The organism is Stenotrophomonas sp. 2YAF26, from assembly GCF_052114625.1.
Taxonomy (GTDB): domain Bacteria; phylum Pseudomonadota; class Gammaproteobacteria; order Xanthomonadales; family Xanthomonadaceae; genus Stenotrophomonas; species Stenotrophomonas indicatrix.
Map to the genome: position 1 here is coordinate 1 of NZ_JBFRFC010000018.1, position 19762 is coordinate 19762.

A 19762-nucleotide genomic window follows, 5' to 3' on the forward strand; every position below is an offset into this window, starting at 1 on the left:
GATTCGTATTCGACGTGCGCGGTCGAGATCGTGATGCCACGTGCCTTTTCTTCCGGCGCGGCGTCGATCGCGGAGTAATCCTTGAACTCGCCACCGAAGCGCTCGGCACCGATCTTGGTCAGTGCGGCGGTCAGCGTGGTCTTGCCGTGGTCGACGTGACCGATGGTGCCGACGTTGACGTGCGGCTTGGTGCGCTCGAACTTACCCTTGGCCATGGCTGCTTATCTCGAATTCGTCTGGTGTGGTGCTGAAGATGGTGCTCACAAAAGGAATCGAACCTTCGACCTCTTCCTTACCAAGGAAGTGCTCTACCGACTGAGCTATGTGAGCGAGTTTTGCATTATGGCATGAACTCGATAATATTCAAAGTTCATTCAATGGAGCGGGAGACGGGAATCGAACCCGCACCATCAGCTTGGAAGGCTGAGGTTCTACCATTGAACTACTCCCGCACCGGGAATGTGCCACAACATGAAGCTGGTGGAGGGAGGTGGATTCGAACCACCGAAGGCGTAAGCCAGCAGATTTACAGTCTGCCCCCGTTGGCCGCTTGGGTATCCCTCCTTACCACCCCATTCCGTGCCGCCGAAGCGTTGCGGTGTGTGGTGGTGAGCCCGCAATTCTGGAGATGAAGCGGGGGTCTGTCAACGCTTTTTTTCACTTTTTTTCACGCGCGTCGCAAACCCCTTGATACGCAAGGGTCTGCTCAAGGCAGCGCGATTGGCTCGTCGGCAAAGATGGCCACATGGGCGACGCCATCGGCCCCGATCCAGCCTCGATACATGCCCTGGGTGTTGAACGGCGCTGCCGCTTTTCCATCTGCAGAGAGCACGATCGCCCCGCCGTCGCCGCCCATCTGCGGAATCGCGTCGTTGATCACGCCCTTGCCCGCCTGTTCCGGCGACTGACCGAGGTAGCGCATGCGCGCGCAGATCTCATGGGCTGCCGCGGTACGGATGTAGTACTCGCCCCAACCGGTACCCGATACCGCACAACGCGCATCGGCCCAGGTGCCGGCACCGATGATCGGCGAATCGCCGACACGTCCATAGCGCTTGTTGGTCATGCCGCCGGTGGAAGTGCCCGCAGCAAGATGCCCCTGCGCATCCAGGGCCACCGCACCGACCGTGCCGAAGTGCTTGGCGGTTTCCAGGTCGGCATGCGCCTGCCCACTCGCTTCTTCCTTCAATGCACGCTGCAGCTGCTGCCAACGCTTGTCGGTGCGGAAGTAGGAGGGGTCGACCAGGGTCACGCCCTGTTCGTTGGCGAAAGCTTCGGCGCCCTGCCCCACCATCATCACGTGCCTGGACTTCTGCATCACCGTCTGCGCGAGGAGGATCGGGTTGCGCACGCGCTGCACGCCGGCCACTGCGCCGGCTGCCTGGGTGGCACCGTCCATCACCGCGGCGTCCAGTTCATTGCGGCCTTCGTGGGTGAACACCGCGCCCTTGCCCGCGTTGAAGGTCGGATCGTCCTCGAGCACGGTGATGGCCGCGGTGACCGCCGCCAATGCCGGACGCCCGGCTGCAAGTTCGGCATGGCCCTTCAGCAATGCCGCCTTCAGCGCAGCGCGCGCGGCCTGCTCTTCCGCCGGAGAGAGATCCTTGCGCTCCACGCCGGCACCGCCGTGGATGACCAGCAGCGGTGATGCAGCGGGTGCGGCCTGGGCCAGCAGTGGCAGGGACAACAGCGCGGACAACGCCAGGCGCAGTTTCATCGGGTACGTCTCCAGGGTAGTTCAGGGAATGGGCTGTGCTGGTAGTGCCGGCCGCTGGCCGGCAACGCCTTGCCAATGATGCATCCAGGGGGGCCGGCCAGCGGCCGGCACTACCGGCGGACGACCTCAATCTCGCCGTCGTTGATGTCAGCCAAGGCCTCGTAGGCCGCGTCGGCCTGCAGGTCATCCAGGCGCATGCGACTACCGCTGGCAACCACAGTCACCGGCACTGCATGGAAGCGCAGGGGTTCACCTTCCACCAACCGATCGGCATCGCGTCCGGGGCTGACCACCCAGACCTTGCCTTCGCCGTCGGCACTGTAGACCTGGGCCTGGCCATCAGGCTCCACGCACAGGGCCGTGTCTTCGTCGACGCCGATACCGACCATGTCCGGGTCACCACTGTCATGCGCCGCGCGGGCCACGAACACGATCAGGCGACCGAGACGGTCGCGCTTGTCGAAGTGGGTGTCGGTGACCACCCGCTGCAGATAGGGCAACTGCAGGAAGCCGCGATCCAGGGTGACGGCCTCGCCCATCGGATCGGCCATGGCGCTGGCCGAATCGATGCTGCCGCCGTCCAGCGCGCCATAGGCGTAGCCGCCGAGGATGGCCAGCCCGGCGCTGGTGCCGGCAATCGGCTTGCCGGCGCGCACGTGCGCATTCAGTGCGCGATTGAGTGCGGTGCCCTTCCAGAAGCTGATGTAGCGGGACTGATCGCCGCCGGCGATGAAGATCGCATCGGCCGCAGCCACGACCCGCAGTACGGCCGGGTCATCGGCGCCGCGGCGGTTGTCGAACACCAGGGTCTGCACGGCGGTGGCGCCACCAATCTCCCGGTACAGACGGTCCTGCAACTCATCCGTGCCGGAGGCGCGCAGGATCAGCACACGGCCATTGCCGGCCTGGCGCAGCCACCACTGGAAGGCTTCCGGCACCCATTCGCCGCCACCCATCAGCATCATCGCGGGGGCTCGCGGCCCGGGCCGCGGCGCATCCAGATCGCCCACTTCGTAGTAGGCGAAGCCCGGGTCCATCAGTTCCTGTGCCGCCGCCGGCGATGACCAGCAGAACGCCGACAGCAGCAGGGCGATGAGCGGGGCACGCAGCCCGTAGCGAAGGCGTCGCATCTTGATCTCCCTGAACAAAAACGACCTGCAACCGTTTTCACTCTTTGCCAGACATATCCCCAGTAGTCAAGGACATAAAAAAGGCGTTAAATGCGCGCGCCCATTGCTGAAATGTGAATGGGGGACAGGGCCCCTCCTCTGTGGGCCGGCATTACTTCCGAGAATTTCTCATGCGTAGACAGGCGATGGCGTGGTCGATCCAGCTGGCGTTGATGGGCGTTGCTGCTTCGGCGGCGGCACAGACTCCCGCTTCCTCTTCGGTACAACAGCTGGATGCGGTGCAGGTGACCGGCTCGCGCATCCCGCGCGCCCAGGTGGAAGGACCGGCGCCGATCACCGTCATCAACGCAGAGCAGATCCGCTCCAGCGGCTTCACCACTGTGCCGGACGTGCTGCGCGCGATGACCCAGAACGGCGGTGAGACGCAGAGCCAGCAGTCCTCGGGGGGTGCCGACTTCTCGCCGGGCGCGCAGCAGGTCGACCTGCGTGGGCTGGGCCCGAACCACACGCTGGTGCTGGTCAACGGCCGCCGCATCGCCGACTTCCCGATGCCGTTCAAGGGCCGCAGCAACTTCACCGATGTGTCCAACATTCCGCTGGGCATGATCGACCGCATTGAAGTGCTGACCGGCAGTGCGTCGGCCATCTACGGCTCGGATGCGATTGCCGGCGTGGTCAATTTCATCCTGAAGAAGAAGGCCGATGGCACCACCATCGACATGCGCATGGGCACCACCACCGAAGGCGGTGGTGAATCGTTCGACATGAGCCTGGCCAGCGGCTTCAGCAGCGGCAACTTCAACGCGGTGTACAGCGTCGAACTGCAGTCGCAGACGCCGCTGTGGGCCTACGACCGCGACATCCAGGACTCGACGCAGGACGGCCCGACCGAAGGCGCGCGCATCGCCCGTCGTTCCTACCTGCGCACCGACTACAACGATGACTACCTGGACCCGGGCGCGGCGACCTGCGAGGCGTTGACCGGGCAGAACCAGGGCAGCACCTACCGCGCGTTCCGTCCGCGCTACGGCTACTACTGCGGCAGCGACAGCTCGATCGCCTACGGCACCATCCTCAGCAAGCGCCGCGGCGCCAACGGCTATGCCTCGCTCAGCTACGACTTCGACAACGGCCAGCAGTGGTTCGCCGACGTGCAGCTGGGCTACCACACGATGTCGCTGATGCGCGATGTCACCAAGTGGGGCCGCATGGCCGCCGACGGCGATGAGTCGGGTTACTTCAAAAATGAAGCCACCGGCGAGATCGAGTTCTGGCAGCGCCAGTTCTCGCCCGAGGAAATGGGCGGGCTGGACAATGCGATGGTGCGCAGCACGCAGAAGACCTTCAGCGTGACCACCGGCTTCAAGGGCAACCTGACCGGCAACTGGGACTACGAAGCAGCACTGAGCCATTCGCAGTACCAGTCGCGGATCAGCTGGGCGCAGATCATCGCATCCAAGGCCAACGACCTGTTCCTGGGCCCGCAGCTGGGCGAGGACGAGGACGGCTTCCCGATCTACAACGCAGATCCGTCGCGCCTGTACCGGCCGCTGACCCGTGCCGAGTACGATTCGATCGCCGCACGCACCACCTATACGCCGAAGTCGCGCACCGAGACGGCTGCGTTGACCTTGACCAATGGGTCGCTGTTCACCCTGCCCGGTGGCGATGCCGGCTTTGCCGCGACGGTGGAAGTGGGCCAGCAGGCCTACGCGCTCAACCCGGACCCGCTGGCGACCGGCTATTACTACTACAGCTGGAAGGATTCGGACGGCAAGGGCTCGCGCAACCGCTGGGCGACTGCCGCCGAGCTGCGCATGCCGCTGCATGAGACGGTCAACCTGAGCGTGGCCGGCCGTTACGACCAGTATCGCTATTCGGGCCACACCATCGGCAAGGCGACCTGGAGCGGCGGCCTGGAATGGCGCCCGATCGACACGCTGCTGGTGCGCGGCTCGTACGGCACCGCGTTCCGTGCGCCGGATCTGCACTATGTGTTCGCCGGCCCGGGCAACGACGAGACCAGCGCGGAAGATCTGTACAACTGCCGCGCCGACGCCGCCGATGATTGCGCCGATTACGAGCGCAACGTGATCCGCAGCCGCAGTGGCAACCGCGAGCTGGAACCGGAAACCAGCACCTCCTGGAGCGCGGGCTTCGTGTGGTCGCCGGCCACCGGCCTGGATCTGTCGGCCGACTGGTTCAACATCGACATGCGCGACCAGGTGCAGGACATGGACGTGCGTACGATCCTGGCCAACGAAGCGAACTGCCGGCTGGGCAGAGCCGACATCGGCTCGCCGACCTGCGTGGATGCCCTGGCCCGCATCACCCGCACCGCCGACGGCCGTCTGTACGGTGTGCACGTCAATCCGATCAACGTGGCGCGCGAGTCCACCTCTGGCATCGACGTCGGCCTGCGCTACCGCCTGCAGACCGGCATCGGCGACTTCATCTTCAATGGCACCCACACCTGGGTGAAGAAGCATGACTTCCAGCGCTATGCCGGCGATGTGACCGAAGACCAGTTCGCGATCAACAGCGGCTTCGATATTCCCCGCACCAAGACCAGCGTCAGCGTGACCTGGGAAAAGGACGCCTGGTCGGCCACCGTGTACGGCTCGCGCCTGGGCAAGCTGCCGACCTCGGACAGCTACGACCAGGTGTTCGACGAGGAAAGCGGCGACAGCCCGTGGATCAAGGCGACCTACCGCTACAACGCTTCGCTGCAGTACCGCTTCGACGATCACTCGCGGTTGTCGCTGTCGGTGGTCAATGTGTTCAACAAGATGCCGCCGAAGGACAAGACCTATACGGCGTACCCGTACTACGACGTGTCCTGGTTCGACAGCGTCGGCCGTACCATCAACCTGCAGTACACCCACAAGTTCGGCGGCAGCGCGCTGTAAGGACGCCCTGCTGGTGGCTCGCCACAGACCCCCGCTTCGGCGGGGGTCTTTTTTTGACCGCCTGCCGCTGCCCCAGCCTGAACGGTTCCCCGCCGGCGGCGGCCTCCACGGCGGGCGCGCCGCTTTTTAGGACATGGCTGATTCCGGGCGGGTGACCGTCCTCCCTAGGATCGGTGCATGTTCCGATTCCCTCGCCCTTCCCTGCCCCTGGTCGCACCGCCGACCACCGCCTCGGTGCTGCTGCGCTGGCTGACGGTGTGCGTGTTCCTGTGCCTGGCTGCCGCCACCGGCTTCTACCTGCTGACCGCGTTGACCGAAGATATCTCCAGCCACCGCCGCGACATGAATGCCGCCGCGTACAGGGCGCAGATCTACTTCGACCAGCGTGAGGCCCTGCTGCGCTATCTGGGCGATTCGGTGGTGGTGGGTGATCCGTCGGCGCCGTCCAGCGAGGGCGTACGCCAGCTGCCGTTGGACGGGCCGGGCGGAAAGCCGGGCCAGCGCCTGCTGCTGTCGCCGCGCGCAGAACACACGCTGCAGACCCTGCAGACCCATCTGCTGCTGGTCGACGCGCAGGGAACGCATTGGCTGGCCGGCGGCCAGGCCGACGTGGACATCGCCGGCCTGCCCACGCTGCACGTACTGCAGCAGCGCAGCGGCACGCCTGCCGGTACCGATCCGGTGTACTGGCTGCGCGCGGGCGACGCCGGGGTCGCCTTGGCACAACCGGTACAGGCCGGACCGCAGCCGGGCCAGTGGTTGATGCTGCTGCTGGACAGTGCGGCCGCCTCGGACATGATCGATGGCCAAGGCATCGGCGGCTACGCCCTGCTGGACCGCGACGGGCAGCCCGCCCTATCGAGCCTGGCTCCGCGCCTGGACAGCGCAGGCTGGAAAGCACTGCAGCAGCGCCAGGACGACAGTTTCGGCGTGCTCTGGAGCACAGGCCTGCCACGCGGCGTGGCCTTGGTGAAGGGGGTAGGCAATGACGGCTGGCGGCTGGTCTATCACCTGCCTCCACGCCTGCTGCTCGGCGACATGGCGACCTCGCTGCTGATCAGCAGTGCGTTGCTGCTGCTGGCGGGCATCGCGCTGCGCCTGCTGCGGCATCGCGTCGACCGCCAGTTGATCCAGCCGGCCCTGCTGCAGCACCGGCGCCTGCTGGAAAGCCTGGATTTCAGTTCCACGGTGATCGACCTGGCGCCGGTCGGCATCTGTGTCCTGCGCCGCAGCGACCGCCAGCTGCTGCTGTCCAACCAGCTGCTGCGCGACTGGCTGGGCGAGGAAGGGACGGACAGCGATTGGCAGGCACCGTGGCGCGGGCACGCCGGCGAACGCGGTCGCGGGCTGGAGTTCACCGCACGCGACGGTCGCCAGCTGCAGGTACTGCATGCGGCCTGCCGTTACCAGGATGACGACGTGCTGCTGTGCGTGTTCCATGACATCTCACGCCATCGCCAGGCGCAGGCGGCGCTGTCCTCGGCGCGGCAGGCGGCCGACGCCGCCAACCAGGCCAAGAGCGCGTTCCTGGCGACCATGAGCCATGAGATCCGCACGCCGCTGTACGGGGTGCTTGGCACGCTGGAGCTGCTCGGGCGCACGCCCTTGGATGCGCGCCAGTCGCAGTACCTGCGCACCATCGAGAGTTCCTCGTCGGTGCTGTTGCAACTGATCAGCGACGTGCTGGACGTGTCCAAGATCGAATCGGGCCAGCTGAGCCTGGAGCCGGCATCGTTCTCGCCGCGCGAGCTGACCGAGAGCGTGCTGCGAAGCTTCGCCGCTGCGGCGACGCGCAAGGGCCTGCAGGTACTGGTCTGCACCGATCCCCGGTTGCCGACACGGGTGCTCGGTGATGCCGACCGGATCCGCCAGGTGCTCGGCAACCTGCTCAGCAATGCCATCAAGTTCACCGAGCATGGCCGGGTGGTGCTGCGCGTACGACTGGTGCAGCGCGAAGGCGAGTCGAGCGTGCTGGCCTGGCAGGTCACCGATACCGGCGTGGGCATTGCCACCGAGGAACAGGCACGCCTGTTCGAGCCCTTCCGTCAGGTCCGTGGCGCTGCCAGTGCGCAGGGCACCGGGCTGGGCCTGTCGATCAGCGACCGCCTGGTGCGCTTGATGAGTGGCGAACTGCGCGTGGTCAGCGAGCCGGGACTGGGCAGCAGTTTCACCGTGCGCCTGCCCTTGCCGGTGCTGGCCGCGACCGAGGATGGCCCCGCGTTGCTGGCCGAACCGCCGGTGTACGTGCGCGGCCGCGATCGCGAGCTGGTCGACAGTGCCTGTGGCTGGCTGCGCCGCTGGGGTGCCAATGCGCAGCCGCTGCAGGGCGATCCTGCCCTGCTCGACCACGCCGGCGCGATCCTGATGGATGGCGAGGCAGAACAGCCGTTGGCCTGGCAGGGACCGCGGGTGTTGGCCTCGATCGATGGTGGCGACCAACCGGCACCTGCCGCCGATGGCGCGCTGCTGGTCACCCTGCATGGCATGTCCTCGATCGCCTTGGCGGTGGCACGCCAGCAGCGCCAATGCGCAACGCTGCCGACCGCAGCGCGCGATGTGCAGCCAGGCCCGCTGGGACTGCGGGTGCTGGCCGTGGAAGACAATCCCATCAACCGGGTGATCCTGGCCGAACAGCTGCAGGCCCTGGGCTGCGAGGTGGAGCTTGCGCAGGATGGTGTCGAGGCGTTGCAGCTGTGCCAGGCCCATGACTTCGACCTGGTGGTCACCGACATCAACATGCCGCGCATGGACGGCCACACCCTGGCGCGCCGGCTGCGGGCGGAAGGCGTTCTGCTGCCGGTGATCGGCGCCACCGCCAACGCTACCGCCGAGGAGCGCGAGCGCTGCCTGGCCAGTGGCATGCAGGGCTATCTGAGCAAACCCATCGACATCGCACGCCTGCGTCAGGCGCTTTCCGCCGTTCGCCAAGGAGATCCTGCATGACCCGCCGTGTCCTGATCCTGGAAGACCAGCCGTTCCAACGCGGCTATCTCGTCAATCTGTTCAGCGCGCGCGCCGGCGTGCAGGTCGACGCCTGCGAAGACGTCGATGCGGCTATCGCCCTGTGTGCCTGCCAGGCCTATGACCTGGTGGTGAGCGATCTGTTGATGCCCGGCCAGGATGGCATCCAGTTCATCCAGGCACTGGCCGCGCAGCCGCGTCCGCCGCGGCTTGCCGTGGTCAGCGCAGCCTCGCGGCGGATGATGAGTTCGGCACGGTTGATGGCTGAATCACTGGGCCTGGACGTGGTCGGGCTGTTGGCCAAGCCGGTCGCCGCCAGCGATGTGGATGCGCTGCTCGATGCACTGGCGCAGACCCGGCCAGCCGTGCGCACCAGCCCGGCTGCACTGACTCCCGAGCCGGACGCGGTGCAGCTGCGGCAGGCACTTGCCGACGGCAGCCTGACCGCCTGGTTCCAGCCGAAGAAGTCGTTGCAGTCCGGGCGCGTGGTTGCCGCCGAAGCACTGGTGCGCTGGCGCCATCCGCAGCTCGGAACACTGGCGCCTGGAAGCTTCCTGCCGGCGCTGTGCCGTCATGGGCTTGAGGGCGAACTGCTGCGCGTGATGCTCGCGGCCAGCATCCAGGCGCAGGCGCGCTGGCGCTCCCAGGGATTCCGCGTACCGGTATCGATCAACCTGCCGCCGCACCTGCTGGAGCAGTCCGATCTTCCGGATGAACTGCTGGCACTGACCCTGGCCGCGGGTGGCAATCCGGCTGATCTGTGCTTCGAGCTGATGGAGAACAGCACCACCCGCCACGTCAGCGACTTCTATGCAGGCGCCTGCCGGTTGCGGATGAAGGGGTTCGGCCTGGCCCAGGACGACTTTGGCCAAGGCCTGAGCTCGGTGCACAATCTGGTCAACACCCCCTTCACCGAGGTCAAGATCGATCGTGCGCTGGTCAGCGGCTGCGCGCGTGATCCCGCCCTGCACCTGACCTTGACCACCGTGATCGCGCTGGCCAACCAGCTCGGCCTGACCATCGTTGCCGAAGGCGTGGAGAGCGATGCCGATCTGGCCGCGCTGCGCCAGCTCGGCTGCAGCCAGGTACAAGGCTTCCTTATTTCGCAGGCGCTGCCCTCGGACGACTTCACTCGTCTGCTGGATGAAGATGTTCCCTATGCCGCCACCGGCAGCAACCGGGCAACATCGCGCTGACAGGCGAGGCTGAAAGGCTTCACAATCCCATCAAGAGTCATTGACGATCCTCTCTGCGCGGCGGTACCGGCCGTGCCCCGGGCCCTTCGGGCCGCCATCGACCGCCTACTGCTCCGAGACCTGCCCATGCCGGCCGAGGCCGCTCCCGTACGCCGACTCGCCCGCCGCTCCCTGCGCGTACATGCCCTGCTGATTGGCGTGGTGGTGCTGGCAACCCTGCAGGCCGGCCTGCTGCTGTCCACCGGCAGCCAGCTGTTCAACGAAGAACAGAGCAAGATCCGCTATCACTTCCGTCGCCTGGACGGAACGCTGCAGGAACAGGACCGCTTCCTGCGGCAATGGCGCCTGCATGACGTGGGCAGTCGCGGGCAGCCAGTGGACGAATCTGCCTCGCGTGCGCCGCCCAGCCCCTTGTTCGCCAGTTTCGCCCGGATCGGTGCCGACAGCGGCGCTTCGGCACAGGCAGCGGACGAACTGGGCGACCGCTTCCTGCGTTTCTATGGCGCCTTCTGGTCGGCCTCCCGGTTTCCGCCTCCGCAATGCCTGCTGGTCGATGGCCAGGGCCGCCGTGGCCTGCTTGCGCCGATCCAGACAACGCGTGGTGATCCGGGCCAAAGCAGCCCGCATCACCTGCATCCGGCACTGGCCGCCATCCACCAGGTCCTGCGCGAACGTCCAGCGCTGCGCCGCGGCAGCGTGGTCTGGACACCGGTGGCCTGGCGCGAAGGCCAGACCCGGCTGCTTGCCATCGCGCACGCACCGCAGGATGCCCGCCTGTGGGGCGAGAACGAGGACGAGTCACTGGCCGCCGTGGCCTGCCTGCTGGATCCCGGCCGCGTCGATGACTACCGCCAGGTGATGGGTACGCCGGTGTTCGAACGGATGTCACTGTTCGATGGCAACGGCCGCCTGCTGCTCGGTGATGCCAGCGATGCCAGCCGCGCCGCTACGTCCTGGCGCGCGGGACTGGACGGCCTGCTGTTCCGCATGCGCAGCGAACACGGCTGGCTGGCGGTGTATCACGTGGGCTGGCAACAGGTGTTCCAGCACCCGCGCGGGCCCCTGCTGGGCAGCATGGTGGTGGCACTGCTGCTGGCCACCGGTGGCGTGCTGATCCTGCGTGCCTACCGGCGTTCGGTGATCGAACCACTGCGCCGCAACCATGCGCGGTTGCTGGAAAGCGAAGCCTTCAGCCGTACCATCCTCGACAACGCACCGATCGGATTGTGCCTGCTGCGTCGCACCGATGGCCGCGTGCTGCTGGACAACGCGCTGGCGCGTCAGTGGTTGGGGGAAGACCACGACGAGGGTGGCTGGCACGGGCCCTGGCGACGCAGCGTGCTCGCCGCCGGCGGCACCGCCACGGGCGACGGCCTGGCCTACACCACGCCGGACAACCGCCACCTGCTGATCACCGCCACGCCCGCGCGCTATCGCGGCGAACCCGCTGTGCTGTGCCTGTTCATCGACCTCAGCAGCCAGCACGAGGCCGAGCAGGTGCAGCAGCAGGCACGGCGTGCGGCCGACCAGGCCAACCGCGCCAAGAGCCAGTTCCTGGCCACCATGAGCCATGAGATACGCACCCCGCTGTACGGTGTGCTCGGCACGCTGGAACTGCTTGGCCTGACCCCGCTGGATGCGCGCCAGCAGGACTACCTGGACACGATCCAGCGCTCGTCATCGACATTGATGCAGCTGATCAGCGACATTCTGGATGTCAGCAAGGCCGAGGCCGACCAGCTGAGCCTGGAACCCGGCGCGTTCGATCCGGTGCGGTTGACCGAAGACGCACTGGACTCCTACGCCGCTGCCGCCGCACACAAGGGCCTTCAGTTCTACGCCTGCATCGACCCGGACGTGCCGGCTGCGGTCAACGGTGATGCCGCGCGCATCCGCCAGATCCTCAACAACCTGATCAGCAATGCGCTGAAGTTCACCGACAGCGGTCGGGTCGTGGTACGCCTGGGTGCACAGCACGTCGATGATCGCTGCTGGCTGCGCTGGCAGGTGGCCGATACCGGCATCGGCATCGCCAGCGAGCACCAGGCACATCTGTTCGAACCGTTCTTCCAGGCCAACCCGGGCACCGATGCCATGCGTGGCACCGGACTGGGCCTGGCGATCTGTGCGCACCTGACCGCGATGATGGACGGCCACCTGCGGGTGGTCAGCGAAAGCGGCCTGGGCAGCAGTTTCTCGGTCGAACTGCCGCTGCCTGAGGCAGTACCCGATCCGCTGCAGGCGGCCTCACCGCAGTTGCCGGCAGGGCTACCGGTGCAGGTTCGCGGCAGCGTTCGCGAGCTTGCACAATCGATATGCGATCGGCTGCAGCAGCGTGGCGCACAGGCCAGCGTGCACCGCGACGATGCGCCGGCGCTTGCCGACCCTGGCACGGTGATGCTCGACCTTGTGCTGGACGAGGGTGTGCCTGCGTGGAGTGGACCGCAGGTGGTGGCCTGCCGCGAAGGCGGAATGCAGCCGCAACAGGTGCAGGGACATTGGCAGGTCGGCGTGCATCGCCTGGATGCGATCGTGATGGCGCTGGCGGCTGCGGCAGGGCGGGCACTGCCCGCCGAGGTCAACGGGCGTCTGCCCGCGACACGCAGGTTCGGTGGGCTGCAGGTACTGGTCGCCGAAGACAACCCGATCAACCAGGCGATCCTGCGTGACCAGCTGGAGCAGCTCGGCTGCCACGCTGTGGTCGCCAGCGACGGCAATGAGGCCCTGCGCTATTGGCCGCAGCGTCCTTTTGCCTTGGTGTTGACCGACCTCAACATGCCGGGACTGGACGGTTACGGTCTGGCCCGTGCATTGCGCGCGCGTGGAGTTGGCGTACCGATCCATGGCGCAACCGCCAACGCCGACCCGGCCGAACGGCAACGCTGCCACGAGGCAGGGATGCAGGGGGTGCTGGTCAAGCCGATCACCCTGGCAGCACTGCAGCGCCTGCTGACCCAGGTTGCAGCCGGGCCGCACAGCGAACCCAGCGACGACGATGCCGATGCTCCGCTGCAGGTTCCGGAAAAGATGCAGGCGTTGTTCGTGCAGACCATGCAGGCCGACCTGGACAGCCTGCAGCGGGCGATCGGCGATGCCTCGCCCGAACGCGTGGCACAGGTGCTGCACCGCATCCGCGGCGCACTGGTGATCGTCGGCGCACCGGCACTGGTGGCACACGGCCAGAAGATCGAACAACAGATCGGTGACGGCGACACGCTGCCTGCACTGGCCGGGGCGCTCGACCACTTCCAACGGCGCCTGCAGCGGCTGCTGGAACCATTGACGCACATCGCCGCCCCCTCACCTTCCCGCAACCCGACACTGCCATGACCACCCGCATCCTCATCGCTGACGACCACCCGATCGTGCTTGCCGGCATCCGCGATGTCCTGGCCGGCGAACTGGACCTGGACGTGGTCGGCGAGGCCGCCGATCCGGCGACCCTGATCGAGCTGATGACGAGCACCCGGCCCCACGCGGTGATCACCGATTACAGCATGCCCGGTGGTGACAGCTTCGGCGATGGCATCAAGCTGATCTCATTCCTGCGCCGCAGCTTCCCGGACACGCATGTACTGGTATTGACGATGGTCTCCAACCCTTCGCTGGTGGCAGCCATGTATGCCGCTGGCGCGGGCGGCGTGGTGCTCAAGAGCCACGGCCTGGGCAGCCTGGTGCAGGCGCTGCGCACGGTGCTGGCCGACCGCATCTATCGCCCGCCCGGACTGATGCCGGTTGCCGCGGCGGAACCGGCCGATGCCGCGGTGGTGCTGGCGCGCCTTTCCCCACGGGAACTGGAAGTGATCCGCCTGTTCACCGGCGGCATGAGCGTGGGCGACATCGCCCGCCAACTGCAGCGCAGCGCGAAGACGGTCAGTACCCAGAAGATCAGCGCGATGCGCAAACTGGGCGTGGACAGCGACCAAGCGCTGATCGAGTACTGCCTGCAGGCCTCGTTGTTCGCCTGAGGCGTCCACAACGCTGAACCGTGCCCGGCCCATGCGCCGGGCACGAAGTGCTTTAGGAAACGCCTGATTCCATAGGACAGGGCTGATTTCTAGTCTGGATGCATCCCGCCACGGTGACGACGTCCCATCGTCATCGCGTTACCGGCGGGAGGGAAACCGGATGGCGCCTGCAGCGGCCATCGCACGCGGTTTCCACAGCGACGCGGCCCTGCCGCGTCAGATCGCGCAGCCGCGCTGCGCCCTGCCACAGGAATCCAACAGCATGAACGCCTCTCCCCCACGGCGCCGCCGTGCGCCCGCCTGCGCGCGCGTGGCGCGCCTTCCCCTGATTCCCAGCCTGCTGGCCAGCGCCTTGTGGGCCGCCCTGCCCGTGCATGCGGCCGAACTGCAGGGGCCGTTGAAGGTTACCGATGGTGGCAGCCTGCAGCTGGGGGCCGACGACACCCTGCAGCACAGTGCAGGCGGCTACGCGCTGGAGGCCAATGGTGTCGGCAGCAGCATTACGGTCAACGGCAGCTGGATCTCGAGCACCGGAGGAGGCAGCGGCATCCTTGCCAGCGCCGGTGGCAGCGTCCTGCTCGAGGGCGGCATCCTGCAGGTCGGCAGCGGCAGCGGCAGCACCACCGTCGGCTATGCGCTGAACGCCAGCGGTGCGGGCAGCGTGATCCGCGCCAACAACCTGGTCATCAATGCCTTCCGCAATGGCTCCGGCTACGGGACGGTCAATGCCACCGGTGGCGGCAAGGTGTGGTTGAACGGTGGCCGTGTCAGCAGCGGCGGGCACGCTCTGTACTCCACTGGGCGTGGCAGCGAACTGCACGTGACCGGTACGGAGATCAACAACGGTGCCAACAGCGCAGTGTACGCCGAGGGTGGCGCGCTGCTGTCGCTGGAATCGCTGAAGATGACCTTCGACGAAGCCAGCAGCGGCTACAGCGGCCGTCTGTCCTCCGGCGGCAGCGGCAGCGTGCTGTCGCTGCGCGACGTGGACGTGGTCAACGGCTACTTCGACATCGACAACGGTGGCACGCTGCAGATCGTGGGCGGCAGTGCCAGCAGCAGCGGCAGCAGCATCCGCCTGCTCGGCAACAGGGGCAACCGCGTGTACTCCACCGCCGATATCACCGGCGGCCGTTTCGAGACCGTCGGCGGCTACGGCGTCAACGTCAACAGCTGGGCCAAGCTGACCACCAACGGTGCCCACTTCACCGTGCGCGACGGCTATTCCGGCATCTGGTTGTCCGGCGCGGACTCGCTGGCCGACCTCACCGATACCACGCTCAGCACCTATGGCGACAACGGCTACGGCCATGGCGTGGACGTCTGGGGTGGTACTGCCACGATCACCGGCGGCAGCATCGATACCCACGGCGATGGTGTCTACGGCCTGCGTGCCTCGGGCAGCAATCCGCCGACGCCCTACTCGCGCATCCGCGCCAAGAACCTGGACATCACCACCCATGGCACCGGCGGTGGCGGCGTCTTCCTTGGCGGCAGCACGGCCGATGCGCAGCTGGACGGAGGCTCGATAACCACACTGGGTGCATCCTCGTTCGGCATCGTGCAGATGAACACGGCCAAGCTCACCGCCGACAACTTGAGCATCCATGCGCAGGGCACGAATTCGGGTGCCTATCGCTCCTACATCACCGTGTTCGGGCCGTACTGGGACCGTCTGGTGTTCAACAACAGCTCCCTGCAGACCCAGGACGGCCCCGCGCTGTGGCTGCAGGGCAGCAACCACGAGCTGACGCTCAACAACACCGATGTCATCGCGCGCCAGCAGGGCAACCTCGACGGTGGCCGCCTGCTGCGGGTGAGCGACACGGTGTTCACCGACGGAAGCTCGGTCGCCACCGCAGACATTCTGTTCACTGCCGACAACAGCCGCCTGACCGGCGATGTCGTGGTCGACAGCGCCACCGCCAACGTGCAGATGACGCTGCGCAACGGCACCGTGTTCAACGGCGCGCTGCGCAACGATTCGGGCTACCAGGTCGCGCAGCTGGCGATGGACGGCAGCAGCCAATGGAACGTGCGTTCCAGTTCCAGCGTCGGCTCGCTGGACCATGCCGGCACCATCGCCTTCGTCGCCCCCGCCACCGACGACTTCAAGACCCTGACCGTCACCGGGGACTATGTCGGCAACGATGGCCACTGGCTGTTCAACCGCGCGCTGGGCGACGATGCCTCGCTGGGTGACCAGTTGGTGATCCAGGGCAACAGCAGTGGCACCGCCTCCGTCAGCGTGCGCAACGCAGGGGGCGCAGGCGCCCTGACCAGCGAAGGCATCCGCCTGATCAGCGTGGGCGGCCAGTCCGATGCGCAGTTCTCGCTGCAGGGACGCGCGGTGGCCGGCGCTTACGACTACTTCCTGTACAAGGGTGGCGTCTCCACGCCGAACGACGGCAACTGGTACCTGCGCTCGGAATACGTACCGCCGGTCGATCCGCCGGAACCACCCGACCCGCCGGAGCCACCGATTGATCCGCCGATTGATCCGCCGACTCCGCCGATCGATCCGCCGATCGATCCGCCAGTGGTCCCGCCGGTCGATCCGCCGGTGGTCCCGCCGGTCGATCCGCCGCTTCCGCCGACCCCGCCGCGCGTGGAGCGACCGGAGCCGGCGGTGTACATGGCCAACCAGAGCAGTGCGCTGGGCATGTTCCGGCACAGCCTGTACGACCGCAGCGGTGATCCTGCCGGTGCGACCGACGGTGGCAGCGACGCCATTGCATGGGCACAGGTGCGCGGCAGCGCGCCCGGCAGCCGCGGCCACCAGGTGGATGTGGACAGCGAACTCAACAGCGTACTGCTGGGCGTCGGTCGTCGCTTCGAAGCCAATGCCGGCGGCCAGCTGCAGGCAGGTGTGATGGCTGGCCAGGGCCGGGCACGCAATGACAGTCGCTCGCAGGTGACCGGTTACACCGCGCACGGTGTGGTCAACGGCACCAGCCTGGGCCTGTATACGACCTGGTTGCAGGACGCGCGGATGGAGCACGGTGCGTATGTGGACGGCTGGCTGCAGTACGGGCGTTTCCGCAACAGCGTGCAGGGCGAAGGGCTGCAGAAGGAGCACTATCGTTCGCACAGCTGGACCGGTTCGGCCGAGGCAGGCTATGTGCTGCCCGTGCAGCGCACGGCCCAGCGCGGTGTCTACCTGGAGCCACAGCTGCAGGTGATCCACAGCCGCTACGACGCCGACCGCGTGGTCGAGGCCAACGGCACGGTGGTTGAAGGACGCGACAAGGACAGCACCACCACGCGTGTGGGACTGCGCCTGTACACGCGCTCGCTGACGCAGCGCCAGGGGCAGGTACAGCCGTTCGTCGCGGTGAACTGGTGGTCCGGTGGCAACGACGCGACCATCGCCGTGGACGGAGAACGCCTGCGCCGGCAGTTGCCGCGTGACATCTACGAAGCCAAGGCCGGCGTGCAGGTGAATCTGTCGGGCGGCTGGCGCGGCTGGGGTGAGATCAGCCACCAGACCGGTGGCATGGGCTTCCGCGATACCAGCGGCCAGCTGGGCGTCTCTTACCGCTGGTAAGCGCTGCGACGGGTGATCCCAGCGAGGGGTCCGGCGATGCGTCGTCGGGCCCCTTGTTGTTTTCCACACCACGCGTGGAAATCGATGGGGGTTGGATGTGGACAAGTGGCCATGAGCCACGCACGACAAGCGTTTTCAGCCCTGGTCATTTTTTGTCCAGCCTACCCAGAATGCAGGCAGGTGTGTGTTTTCCACACGACAGGTGGAAAGCGATGCGAACTTGATGTGGACAACCCGCCTTGAGCATTACGCCGCAAGCGTTTCAAGGCGTGGCTGTTTTTTGTCCAGCGGCCTCATCGGTTTTCCACACGCCACGTGGAAAGCCGTGGGGGTTTGATGTGGACAAGTAGCCGCGAGCCATGCAGGCCAAGCGTTTCAACGCGTGGTGAATTTCTGTCCACTGCCACCCGCAGCAGTGGGCTGGCGCTTCCGCAGCGGAAACGTGCAATGCCACGTCGTGTGCCCGTTCTGGCAGGCGTCCGATACAACAAGACCCCGCATTGCGGGGTCCTGTGGACAATCACTGCGCTGCGTCGTCGATCAGACGTTGAAGCGGAAATGCAGGATGTCACCTTCCTGCACGCGGTATTCCTTGCCCTCCAGGCGCAGGCGACCGGCTTCCTTCGCACCGGCTTCGCCCTTGTACTTGATGAAGTCGTCATACGCGATGGTTTCGGCGCGGATGAAGCCCTTCTCGAAGTCGGTGTGGATGACCGCAGCAGCCTGCGGCGCAGTGGCGCCCTTGCGCACCGTCCACGCGCGGACTTCCTTCACGCCAGCGGTGAAGTAGGTCTGCAGGCCGAGCAGGCTGTAAGCCGCGTTGATCACGCGGTTCAGGCCCGGCTCGCTCAGGCCGAGGTCGGCCAGGAAGGTATCGCGGTCTTCGTCGTCCAGCTGCGACAGCTCTTCTTCGATCGCCGCCGACACCGGCACCACCTGCGCGCCTTCTTCGGCGGCACGGGCTCGCACGGCGTCCAGGTGCGGATTGTTCTCGAAACCGTCTTCCAGCACGTTGGCGATGTACATCACCGGCTTCAGGGTCAGCAGGAACAGATCGCGCACCAGCGCCTTCTCTTCCTCGTCCAGGCCCGCCGAACGGCCGGCCTTGCCGTCAGCCAGCGCGGCCTGCAGCTTGGCCAGCACCGGCTTGCGTGCCGCTGCGTCCTTGTCGCCGCCCTTGGCCGCACGCTCGGCGCGGTTCAGTGCCTTCTCGACGCTGTCCAGGTCGGCCAGGGCCAGCTCGGTATCGATGGTGTCGATGTCCGAGATCGGGTCGACCTTGTTGTTGACGTGGATGACGTCAGCGTTCTCGAAGCAGCGCACCACATGGGTGATCGCATCCACTTCGCGGATGTGGGCCAGGAACTTGTTGCCCAGGCCTTCGCCACTGGCCGCACCGGCCACCAGGCCGGCGATGTCGACGAACTCCACCGCGGTCGGGATGACCTTCTGCGGGTTGATGATCGCCGCCAGCTCGTTCAGGCGCGGATCCGGCACCGGCACGATGCCGACGTTGGGCTCGATGGTGCAGAACGGGAAGTTCGCCGCGGCGATGCCCGCCTTGGTCAGCGCGTTGAACAGGGTCGACTTGCCGACGTTGGGCAGGCCGACGATGCCGCATTTGATACCCATGTGTTGAATCCGGGTTTGAGTGTAAGTGGATGATTCGGGATTCAAGGCTCGCCTGTGGGCATGCCCTCAATCCCCAATCGTCCTTCCAGTGGCCCGCGTTAGAACGCGGCGTACAACCTGTGACGTTCTGCGTACGCTTTCAGCAGTTCTTCAAGCTGGCCGTCATCAACTAGTGCATAGAATCGCCCATCCAGCGCATCAAGTGCTGTTTCGACTTCATCGCCGAGACATCCGTCAGCACGATAGATCTGCAGGCGTCTCTGCGCATGATGATCTTCCATGGCCTCATTGCTAAACAGCAGCCTCTGGGCCGCCAGCACGATGTCGCGCACGTCAAGCTGCTCTATCTCCTCAAGCCCTGCAAGGGCTTCAGCGATGTAGCCGCCAGCAGAATTGTGGAAATAGGCGTCAAGCCCTCCCCGATAGACATCACTGATGAGCGCGTTGATCGCAAAGTAACGTTGATCGTGCACCGACAATCCCGCAAATCCACACCCGCCACCGTGGACCTGCTCGATCAACCAATGCCAATACCGCCCCTCTGCAGACTCCTCGAAGCGCTTGCGCTCTTCACGAATTTCCCGATCTCGTTCCCGCGCCATTTCCATGCTTTGCCTCGTGCCATTCCCGCACGGCATGCAGAGCCCATCGTTCCGGGCCGCCGTCGCCAGCAGGATCATGGCGCCACACACGGTGCAGGGA

11 protein-coding genes and 3 tRNA genes are annotated in these 19762 nt (G+C 66.3%); 6 read left to right on the forward strand and 8 right to left on the reverse strand.

Annotated elements, in window-relative coordinates:
• The 6 genes from AB4Y98_RS17320 to AB4Y98_RS17345 form a co-directional block, all read right to left on the reverse strand.
• Positions 1–215: GTP-binding protein (locus AB4Y98_RS17320; RefSeq protein WP_253247733.1), on the reverse strand; the 215-nt coding region annotated here is incomplete at its 3' end.
• 39 nt (positions 216–254) lie between these two features.
• A tRNA-Thr gene (locus AB4Y98_RS17325) sits at positions 255–330 on the reverse strand.
• 48 nt (positions 331–378) lie between these two features.
• Positions 379–452, reverse strand: a tRNA-Gly gene (locus AB4Y98_RS17330).
• Positions 453–478: 26 nt separating this feature from the next.
• Positions 479–564 (reverse strand) — tRNA-Tyr (locus AB4Y98_RS17335).
• Between the two features lie 142 nt (positions 565–706).
• On the reverse strand, positions 707–1717 hold the full coding sequence (locus tag AB4Y98_RS17340) for an isoaspartyl peptidase/L-asparaginase family protein (protein ID WP_312106324.1): 1011 nt from the start codon (positions 1715–1717) through the stop codon (positions 707–709).
• Between the two features lie 110 nt (positions 1718–1827).
• Positions 1828–2847: a cyanophycinase gene (locus tag AB4Y98_RS17345; protein ID WP_442244792.1), complete on the reverse strand. Its 1020-nt coding sequence runs from the start codon at positions 2845–2847 to the stop codon at positions 1828–1830.
• Between the two features lie 170 nt (positions 2848–3017).
• On the opposite strand from AB4Y98_RS17345, the gene AB4Y98_RS17350 reads away from it, so the two are divergent.
• The 6 genes from AB4Y98_RS17350 (at position 3018) to AB4Y98_RS17375 (ending at position 17428) form a co-directional block, all read left to right on the forward strand.
• On the forward strand, positions 3018–5756 hold the full coding sequence (locus tag AB4Y98_RS17350; RefSeq protein ID WP_442244793.1) for a TonB-dependent receptor plug domain-containing protein: 2739 nt from the start codon (positions 3018–3020) through the stop codon (positions 5754–5756).
• Positions 5757–5933: 177 nt separating this feature from the next.
• Positions 5934–8699 carry a response regulator gene (locus AB4Y98_RS17355; protein ID WP_279208910.1) on the forward strand — a complete coding sequence of 922 codons (2766 nt, stop codon included), beginning with the start codon at positions 5934–5936 and terminating at the stop codon, positions 8697–8699.
• On the forward strand, positions 8696–9913 hold the full coding sequence (locus AB4Y98_RS17360) for an EAL domain-containing response regulator (protein WP_394195893.1): 1218 nt from the start codon (positions 8696–8698) through the stop codon (positions 9911–9913). The genes AB4Y98_RS17355 and AB4Y98_RS17360 overlap by 4 nt, the downstream gene beginning before the upstream one ends.
• A 126-nt stretch (positions 9914–10039) precedes the next feature.
• A complete protein-coding gene (locus tag AB4Y98_RS17365) occupies positions 10040–13243 on the forward strand; it encodes an ATP-binding protein (RefSeq protein ID WP_442244794.1) in 3204 nt (1067 codons plus the stop codon).
• The gene (locus AB4Y98_RS17370; RefSeq protein ID WP_336024943.1) at positions 13240–13881 is read left to right on the forward strand and encodes a response regulator transcription factor; all 642 of its coding nucleotides are present in this window, start codon (positions 13240–13242) and stop codon (positions 13879–13881) included. Before AB4Y98_RS17365 ends, AB4Y98_RS17370 begins: the two co-directional genes overlap by 4 nt.
• 262 nt (positions 13882–14143) lie before the next feature.
• Positions 14144–17428 carry an autotransporter outer membrane beta-barrel domain-containing protein gene (locus AB4Y98_RS17375; RefSeq protein WP_442244795.1) on the forward strand — a complete coding sequence of 1095 codons (3285 nt, stop codon included), beginning with the start codon at positions 14144–14146 and terminating at the stop codon, positions 17426–17428.
• A 540-nt stretch (positions 17429–17968) separates the two neighbouring features.
• Here the strand turns inward: AB4Y98_RS17375 and ychF are convergent.
• Both ychF and AB4Y98_RS17385 read right to left on the reverse strand, forming a co-directional pair.
• Positions 17969–19060, reverse strand: coding sequence for a redox-regulated ATPase YchF (gene ychF / locus AB4Y98_RS17380; protein ID WP_089238969.1), 1092 nt, complete (start codon positions 19058–19060; stop codon positions 17969–17971).
• A gap of 98 nt (positions 19061–19158) precedes the next feature.
• Positions 19159–19740, reverse strand: a complete 582-nt coding sequence (locus tag AB4Y98_RS17385; RefSeq protein ID WP_442244796.1) for a DMP19 family protein — start codon at positions 19738–19740, stop codon at positions 19159–19161.
• Positions 19741–19762 lie beyond the last annotated feature (22 nt).